This window comes from Bradyrhizobium sp. (assembly GCF_016462955.1).
Taxonomy (GTDB): Bacteria; Pseudomonadota; Alphaproteobacteria; order Rhizobiales; family Xanthobacteraceae; genus Bradyrhizobium.
This window is the reverse complement of the sequence record NZ_JAEMSD010000329.1, coordinates 1-7,970: the sequence shown is the minus strand read 5'-3', so window position 1 is coordinate 7,970 and position 7,970 is coordinate 1. Positions and strand designations below refer to the sequence as shown.

Annotated in this window: 8 protein-coding genes and 1 pseudogene; 5 read left to right on the top strand and 4 right to left on the bottom strand. The window is 64.8% G+C overall.

Annotated elements, in window-relative coordinates; all coding sequences use genetic code 11:
* Nucleotides 1-460, top strand: a pseudogene (locus JHD07_RS26940) (AMP-binding protein); the annotation flags it as partial.
* A 178-nt stretch (nucleotides 461-638) separates the two neighbouring features.
* On the opposite strand, the gene JHD07_RS26935 reads toward JHD07_RS26940, so the two are convergent.
* Nucleotides 639-1,913, bottom strand: coding sequence for an acyl-CoA dehydrogenase family protein (locus JHD07_RS26935; protein WP_291627564.1), 1,275 nt, complete (start codon nucleotides 1,911-1,913; stop codon nucleotides 639-641).
* 210 nt (nucleotides 1,914-2,123) lie between these two features.
* On the opposite strand from JHD07_RS26935, the gene JHD07_RS26930 reads away from it, so the two are divergent.
* Complete coding sequence (locus JHD07_RS26930; protein ID WP_291627562.1) at nucleotides 2,124-2,903, top strand: enoyl-CoA hydratase-related protein; 780 nt, start codon at nucleotides 2,124-2,126, stop codon at nucleotides 2,901-2,903.
* Between the two features lie 144 nt (nucleotides 2,904-3,047).
* Here the strand turns inward: JHD07_RS26930 and JHD07_RS26925 are convergent, their stop codons facing one another.
* From JHD07_RS26925 to JHD07_RS26915, 3 genes are read right to left on the bottom strand one after another with little or no spacing between them, the layout of a single operon-like run.
* Complete coding sequence (locus JHD07_RS26925) at nucleotides 3,048-3,425, bottom strand: DUF6285 domain-containing protein (RefSeq protein ID WP_291627561.1); 378 nt, start codon at nucleotides 3,423-3,425, stop codon at nucleotides 3,048-3,050.
* 3 nt (nucleotides 3,426-3,428) lie between these two features.
* Nucleotides 3,429-4,415 (bottom strand): phosphotransferase family protein, encoded by a 987-nt coding sequence (locus JHD07_RS26920; protein ID WP_291627558.1) that lies wholly within the window; start codon nucleotides 4,413-4,415, stop codon nucleotides 3,429-3,431.
* Entirely contained in the window at nucleotides 4,412-5,200 is a 789-nt protein-coding gene (locus tag JHD07_RS26915) for an enoyl-CoA hydratase/isomerase (RefSeq protein WP_291627556.1), read from the bottom strand. The genes JHD07_RS26920 and JHD07_RS26915 overlap by 4 nt, the downstream gene beginning before the upstream one ends.
* Nucleotides 5,201-5,369: 169 nt before the next feature.
* Between JHD07_RS26915 and JHD07_RS26910 the strand changes: the two genes are divergently transcribed.
* From JHD07_RS26910 to JHD07_RS26900, 3 genes are all read left to right on the top strand, one after another.
* A complete protein-coding gene (locus JHD07_RS26910; RefSeq protein ID WP_291627554.1) occupies nucleotides 5,370-6,149 on the top strand; it encodes an SDR family oxidoreductase in 780 nt (259 codons plus the stop codon).
* A gap of 114 nt (nucleotides 6,150-6,263) precedes the next feature.
* The gene (locus JHD07_RS26905) at nucleotides 6,264-6,644 is read left to right on the top strand and encodes a VOC family protein (protein ID WP_291627552.1); all 381 of its coding nucleotides are present in this window, start codon (nucleotides 6,264-6,266) and stop codon (nucleotides 6,642-6,644) included.
* A gap of 317 nt (nucleotides 6,645-6,961) precedes the next feature.
* On the top strand, nucleotides 6,962-7,970 hold a 1,009-nt coding region (locus JHD07_RS26900), incomplete at its 3' end, for an acyl-CoA dehydrogenase family protein (protein WP_291627550.1).

The window sequence follows — 7,970 nt, the reverse complement described above, 5'->3', positions numbered from 1 at the left end:
CTCCAACATGGCGGGCTACTGGAACCTGCCGGAGGCGACCGCATCGACGCTGCGCAGCGACGGCTGGCTGCGCACGGGCGATGCCGGCTACATGGACGAGGACGGCTATCTCTACATCCACGACCGCATCAAGGACATGATCATCTCGGGCGGCGAGAACATCTATCCCGCCGAAGTCGAGAGCGCGCTGTGCGATCACCCCGACGTCGCCGAAGCCGCCGTGATCGGCGTGCCCGACGACAAATGGGGCGAGGCGGTGAAGGCCGTGGTGGTGATGAAGCCGGGCAAGGAGGCGACTGCCACCGACATCATCAACTTCACCCGGACGCGTATCGCCGGCTACAAGACCCCGAAGAGCGTGGAGTTCTTGCCGGCGCTGCCGCGGAATCCCTCAGGCAAGATCTTGCGCAGGCAATTGCGCGAGCCGTATTGGGCGGGGAAAGACCGAAGGGTGAATTGATCCGCGGTCTATCCATTTCGTCGTCCCGGGGCGCGCGCAGCGCGAGCCCGGGACCCATATCCACAGGGTAGAGTTTGGCGACGACACGGAGTTGCTTTCCCGCGCCACGCTTCTCCCTGGGGTTATGGGTCCCCGCCTTCGCGGGGACGACTCGGGAGAGATAACGCGCGGTAACGACTCAATGCTTCCCCGGCCCCATATAGCCGAACAGGAACCCCGCCACTTTGCGCATCTGGATCTCCTCGCTGCCTTCGGTGATGCGATATCTCCGGTGGTGGCGATAGATGTGCTCGAACGGCTTGTGGCGTGAATAGCCCATGCCGCCGTGGACCTGCATGGCACGATCGGCGGATTCGCAGCAGAGGCGGTTTGCCCAGTAGTTGCACATCGAGACGCGATCGGAGAGCGTACGCTCGATCTGTTCCTCGGTGAGCTGGTCCATCTCCCAGGCGGTCTTGCGGATCAGAAGGCGCAACATCTCGGCCTGGGTGGCGAGCTCGACCAGCGGGAACTGGATCGCCTGGTTCTCCGCGAGCGCCCGGCCGAACGGCTTTCGCTCGCGGGCATACTTCACGCTCTCGTTGATGCAGTAGACGGCGGCCCCCAGCGAGCTCGCCGCCTGGCGGATGCGGTTCTGGTGCACGAAACACTGCGCCAGCGACAGGCCGCGGCCGACCTCGCCGAACAGCGCATCCTCGGGCACGAAGACGTCGGTGAAGCTGACGCGCGGATGATCGGTCGGCATATTGAAGGTCCACATGTATTCTTCGACCTTCACCCCGTGGCTCTTCGCGGGAACCAGGAAGCAGGTGATCCCGCGGGCATCGCCGTCATTGCCGCTTGTCCGCGCGAACAGCGCACAGTGGGTGGCGACGTGCATGCCGGTGGTCCACATCTTTTCGCCGTTGATGATCCAGCCCTTGACGTTGTCGCGGGTCGCGGGGACCGCGCGCGTCTCCATGTGGGTGGCGTCCGAGCCGTGATGCGGCTCGGTCAGGCCGAAGGTGATGCGGTACTTGCCCCTGATCGAGCCGTCGATCATCGCCTTCTGGTCGTCGCGGCCGTAGCGGTCGAGCATGGTGACGACGGGAAAGTTGCCGACGATCGAGTGCTCGTTCTGGAGGTCGTTGTGCAGGCCGAGACCCTTGGCAGCAAAATGCTCGCGGATCACGGCCATCCAGAGGTTGGAGCCGTCTTTGCCGCCATATTGCTTCGGTACCGGAAAGCGCAGGTGCCCGGCGGCGTCGGCGAGATCCTTGGCCTTGCGCAGCAACGCTTCCCATTCGTGGCGCGGCAGGCCGCCATTCTCGAAATCGGTGCGTGCCCATTCGCGGCGGTGATCGAAGAAGCGGATGTTGTCGTCGGCCTCCTCCAGCGGCTTGATCTCGCGTTCGATGAAACGGTCGAGCTCTGCGAGATAGGCGACGAGGTCGGCAGGCAATGAGAAATCCAAAGCTTCTCTCCCGGACTGATTTTGTGGTTTTGCGTTAAGGCGCTAGGCGCACTCATGCTTCGCACGATTAAGCGGAGAAGAGCGCGCCCAAGTCAAGCAAGCCGGCGTGACGACTGCGCAAAGCACGCCAGCGCAATTCGATGGCGCCGCGTCGTCGACGCGCGCTACTATGCATCAATATTCCTTCACGAGAAAATGCGGGAGCGCACGATGGAGCTGAAGTTTTCGAAAGTGGAACGCAAGGGGCCGATCACAATCGTGACGCTGTCGCGGCCCGAGGTCTACAACGCGCTGCACACCGATGCGCATTTCGAACTGCAAAAGGTGTTCGACGATTTCTCGGGCGATCCCGAGCAGTGGATCGCGATCGTCACGGGCAGCGGCGACAAGGCGTTCTGCGCCGGCAACGACCTGAAGTGGCAGGCTGCCGGCGGCAAGCGCGGCTGGGACAAGGGCGGCTTTGCCGGCCTCACCTCCCGCTTCGACTGCGACAAGCCGATCATCGCCGCCGTCAACGGCGTCGCCATGGGCGGCGGCTTCGAGATCGCGCTGGCCTGCGACCTCATCATCGCCTCGGAGAACGCCACCTTCGCCCTGCCCGAGCCGCGCGTCGGGCTCGCTGCGCTGGCCGGCGGCCTGCACCGGCTGCCGCGCCAGATCGGGCTGAAACGCGCGATGGGCATGATCCTGACCGCACGCCACGTCAGCGCCAAGGAGGGCCACGAGCTCGGCTTCGTCAACGAGGTGGTACCGCAGGGCGAGGCGCTAAACGCCGCACTGCGCTGGGCCGACATGATCGCCAAGAATTCGCCGATGTCGATCCGCGCCTCGAAGCAGGCGATCCAGAAGGGGCTTGCCGTCTCGCTGGAGCAGGCGATCGCGGACCAGCGGGACTATCCGGCGGTACAAGCCATGGTGGCCTCGCAGGATTACATCGAGGGCCCGAAGGCGTTCTCGGAGAAGCGGCCGCCGAAATGGGTGGGGAAGTGACCGCGCTCCGAGCCGTCATTCCGGGGCGCGCCGTCAGGCGCGAGCCCGGAATCCATTAGGCGGCAGAACGCGCGGATAAATGGATTCCGGGCTCGTCGCTCCGCGACGCCCCGGAATGACGGGGCGCGCTGCGCTCTACCCGTCTTACGGATTGCGCCCCAGCTCGCGCTTGTACGAAGCATAGTTCGGCTGGTCGACTGCGAGCTTGTCCATCGTGGTCGCCCACAGGTGCTCGGCGAGGCCCGGGGTTGCGAGATCGACTTCTCCCTTGGCGATCCGCTCGGCGAGTGCGCGGTTCAGCTCCATCACCGAGCCGTCCTCGCCGAGCAGCGCGCGTAGGCGCTCGACCTCGTTGGCGTCGCTCCCCTCCTCCCGCGTCAGCTGTCGCGTGACGAGATCGAGGATGTTGATGGCGACGCGGAGTTTGAAGGCCTGATGGCCTGAGATCAGGGGGGTGATGTCGTTGCGGAGGAAATCGGCGACGGCCTTGGTCAGCTCGATCGGTGTGGGTTCGTCCTGCATGGCTCAACTCCCGCGCGGCGCCAGCAGCCGCAACAGATCGATTTCGGTCTCACTGGCGCGGCGGCCGATCATGGCGCGCTCCATGGAATGGTCGGGCCCTTCGCGGAAGCGCTGCATCATGCCGCCGCACATGATGCCCCAGCGCAGCGTACCCATCACTTCCCAGAATTTCACCCGGTCCGGATCGACCTTGCGGCCTGCGGCCTCATAGCCCGCGAACAGCTCCTCGCGCGTGCCAAAGCCACCGACCGGCTTGTCGATCTCGCCGAAGCGCCAGGAGTTGACGCAGACCCAGCCGAGATCCTCCATGGGATCGCCGAGATGGGCGAGTTCCCAGTCCAGCACTGCACGCACGCCATCCTGACCGATGATGAGGTTGCCGTTGCGGAAATCGCCGTGCACCAGCGTGGTCTCGCCCGATGGGCCGGGATCATGATCATGCAGCCAGCGCAGTGCCAGCTCGAACACGGGCTTGGGCCAGTTCAGGCTGCGATAGTCGCGCTCGAATTCCGCGATCTCCTGGGTCGCGCCCCTGCTGCGCAGTTCAGGCAATCTGTCTTGCGGCAGCCTGTGCAGGCCAGCGAGAATGCCGCCGATCTGCCGCGCCAGAATGGGGCGCGCCGCAGCAAACTCCTCATCTCGAAGAATCTTGCGCGCGATGGTCTCGCCCTCGACCCGCTGCATGATGAAGCCGGTGCCGAGATCGTCCTCCGGCGTGAGCACGTGCATCACGCGGGGAGACGGCACGCCGGCCTCGTAGGCCAGCTGCATCAGTTGCGCTTCAGCGGCGAGACCGGCCGCACGGGTCGGCGCGGCGCCATACCCCTTTGGCGAACGGCGCAGGATCGCGCCGATCACGCCGTCGGGATGGGTGATGTCGAACCGCCAGGTGTCCTGGCTGGCGCCGCCGGACAGCTTTGCCGCGCCCGTGACGCCGGTCGCGCCCGGGCACCAGCGCCTGGCACTGCGCGAAAGCTCCGCTTCGATCATTTGCCTTTGAACTGCGCGGGCCGCTTCTCGAGGAACGCGCCGACGCCCTCCCGGAAGTCCTGGGTGTCGCCGGCACGGAGCTGGCACTGGAACTCGAGATTGAGCTGATCCTCGAAGGAATTTTCCGGACTGTCCCAATAGAGCTTGCGGATCAGCGACAGTGCCACCGTCGGACCGCTGGCGAGATCGCGCGCGAGCTTCATCGCCTCCTCCATCAGCACGCCGTCGTCATAGACGCGGTTGACGAGGCCCCATTCCAGCGCCTTCTCGGCCGGAAGCCGCTCGCCCATCAGCGACAATTCGATCGAGCGGGCACGGCCGACGAGCCGCGGCAGGAGCCAGGTCGAGCCGCAATCCGGCACGAGGCCGATGCGGCGGAAGGCCTGCAGGAAATAGGACGAGCGCGCGCACAGGATCATGTCCCCGAGCAGCGCGAAGCTCATGCCGGCGCCGGCGGCGGGGCCGTTGACCGCGGTGACGATCGGGCAATGCAGGTTGCGGATACGGCGAAGGAAGGGGTGGAAGCCGGTCTCCAGCGTCAGTCCGGCCTTGGTCTTCTTCGACTGGTCGTTGCGCCCTTGCAGATTCGCACCAGTGCAGAACGCCCGCCCCGCCCCGGTCAGCACCACGCAGCGCACCTCGTCCTTCTTCTCCTCGATCGCATCGAGCGCTTCGGAGAGACTGCCCAGCATGTCGACGGAGACCGCGTTCATCACCTCCTGATGGTCGAGCTTGAGGATCGCGACCGCGCCATCGAAATCGAGCGTGACGTGTTTGAACTGCATGGTTTCCTCGTCGGTTGCGCCTGCGTCAGTTTCGCAGACCGGAATTTTGCCTGGCCGGGGCGCATATTTGATTTTTGGCGCGGTCTTGTCCATGGTGATCGCAGCATAGCAAGCAATCTTGTGCGCAGCGGCTGATGGGCCGCAGACCAAGAAGAACAGGAAACGCGCCATGAACATTTTCGACCTCACCGGCCGCGTGGCCGTGATCACCGGCGGCAATGGCGGCATCGGGCTCGGCATCGCGCAGGCGCTCGCGGCCCAGGGCTGCAACGTCTCGATCTGGGGCCGCAATGCGGACAAGAACAAGGCGGCTGCCGCCAGCATGGCCGGCGCTCCCGGCAAGGTCGACGCGCGCGTCTGCGACGTCACCGATCCGGCCTCGGTCGGTGCCGCGATGAAGGCGACGCTCGATACCTTCGGCCGGGTCGATGGCTGCTTCGCCAATGCCGGCATCGGCGGCGGCGGAAGGCGGTCCTTCATCGAGCGCACCGAGGAAGAGTGGCGCACGATGTTCGCGACCAATCTCGACGGCGTGTTCCACGCCTTCCAGGCGGCCGCGAAGCACATGACCGAGCGCGCCAATGCCGGCGATCCCTTCGGCCGGCTGGTTGCGACCTCGAGCCTCGCCTCGATCTTCGGCACCGCGCGCAACGAGCATTATGCGGCGACCAAGGCCGCCATCAACGCGCTGGTGCGCGCGCTCGGCGTCGAGCTGGCGCGCCACGGCGTCACCGCCAATGCGATCCTGCCGGGATGGATCAAGAGCGACATGACTGCGGGGCTGATGGCCAACGACAAGTTCGTCGGCAACGTGATGCCCCGCATACCAATGCGGCGCTTCGGCGAGGCGGCCGATTTCGGCGGCATCGCGGTGTATCTGATGAGCAAGGCCTCGTCCTATCACACCGCGGATACGTTCGTGATCGACGGCGGCTATACGGCCTTCTAGTTCAGCAGTTCGTAACCCGGATGGAGCGAAGCGCAATCCGGGATTGCCACAAGCAAGCAAGACCCGGAGTTCGCTTCGCTCCATCCGGGCTGCAAACACTGAGGGAATGGGCAAATGTTCTCGCACGTCATGATCGGCACCAACGACCTGGACAAGGCAAAAGCGTTCTACGACAATCTGCTGAGCACGCTCGAGGTGCGGCCGGCCAGGGTCGACGGCCATCGCATCTTCTACATCACCAAGACCGGCGTGTTCTCGGTGTCGAAGCCGATCAACGGCGAGCCGGCGACCTGCGCGAACGGCGGCACGATCGGCTTTGCCGCCAATTCGCCGGAGCAGGTCGACGCGTGGCACGCGGCTGGTGTCGCGGCCGGCGCAAAATCCATCGAGGATCCGCCCGGCGTGCGTCAGGGCCCTGGTGGCAAGCTGTATCTGGCTTACTTGCGCGATCTCGACGGCAACAAGATCTGCGCGATGCATCGGATGCCGAACTGAGCTGGCACAAAGCCGGTGTCGTCCCCGCGAAGGCGGGGACCCATAGCCCCAGGGAGCGGTTATGGAGCGAGCCGGTCACTCCGAGTCTTCGCCAACCGTCTTCCTGTGGTTATGGGTCCCGGATCTGCGCGCGCTTGTGGCGCGCTTGTCCGGGGACGACATTGGGAGGATTTTTCGCACCCTCATTCAAACAACATTTCAAACGTCCTCGCGAATTCCATCGCGTGGCATGCCTGCGGGTGAAAATGCGCGCTCGCACTTTCGCGGCGCTGCGACTATTCTTCGCTCAACACATTCTAGCGCTCCCGGGAGGACCAATGACAAAACACACCTACATTCCCCGCACCACCAACTACACCCTCAATCCCGGCGACGAGCTCAACGACCTCCGCATGTCGGAGCAGGTCCGGCCGCTCTACGACCACGTCAAGAAGTTCATCCGTGACACGGTCGAGCCGATGTCGATCGAGTTCGCGAAGGCCGGCGAAGGCAAGGAGGATCGCTGGAGCTTCACGCCGAAGCAGCTCGAAGTGCTGGAGAAGGCCAAGAACAAGGCGAAGCAGGAAGGCCTGTGGAACTTCTTCCTGCCCGACGACGAGACCGGCCAGGGCCTGAAGAATCTCGACTACGCCTATATCGCGGCCGAGCTCGGCAAGAGCCCGCTGGCGTCCGAGACCATGAACTGCTCGGCGCCCGACACCGGCAACATGGAGGTGCTGGAGCGCGTCGGCACCAAGGAGCAGAAGGAGAAATGGCTGAAGCCGCTGCTCAACGGCGAGATCCGCTCGGCCTATGTCATGACCGAGCCGAACGTCGCCTCCTCCGACGCCAAGAACATCTCTACGACCGCCAAGCTCGTCGGCGACGAATGGGTCATCAACGGCGAGAAGTACTACATCTCGGGTGTCGGCGATCCCCGCTGCAAGATCCTCATCGTGATGGTGAAGACCAATCCTGACGCGGCGCCGAGCAAGCAACAGTCGCAGATCCTGGTGCCGCGCGACACGCCCGGCGTCGAGGTGCTCGGCCCCATGCACGTGTTCGGCCAGGACCACGCTCCGCGCGGCCACATGCACATGCGCTTCAACAACGTGCGGGTGCCGAAGGAGAACATCCTGCTCGGCGAAGGCCGCGGCTTCGAGATCTCGCAGCTCCGCCTCGGCCCGGGCCGCATCCATCACTGCATGCGCACCATCGGCAAGGCAGAGAAGGCGCTCGACCTGATGGTGCAGCGCGGCCTCACTCGCGAAGCCTTCGGCAAGAAGATCGCCCATCTCGGCGGCAACATGCAGATCATCGCGCAGGCGCGCTGCGAGATCGAGGCGA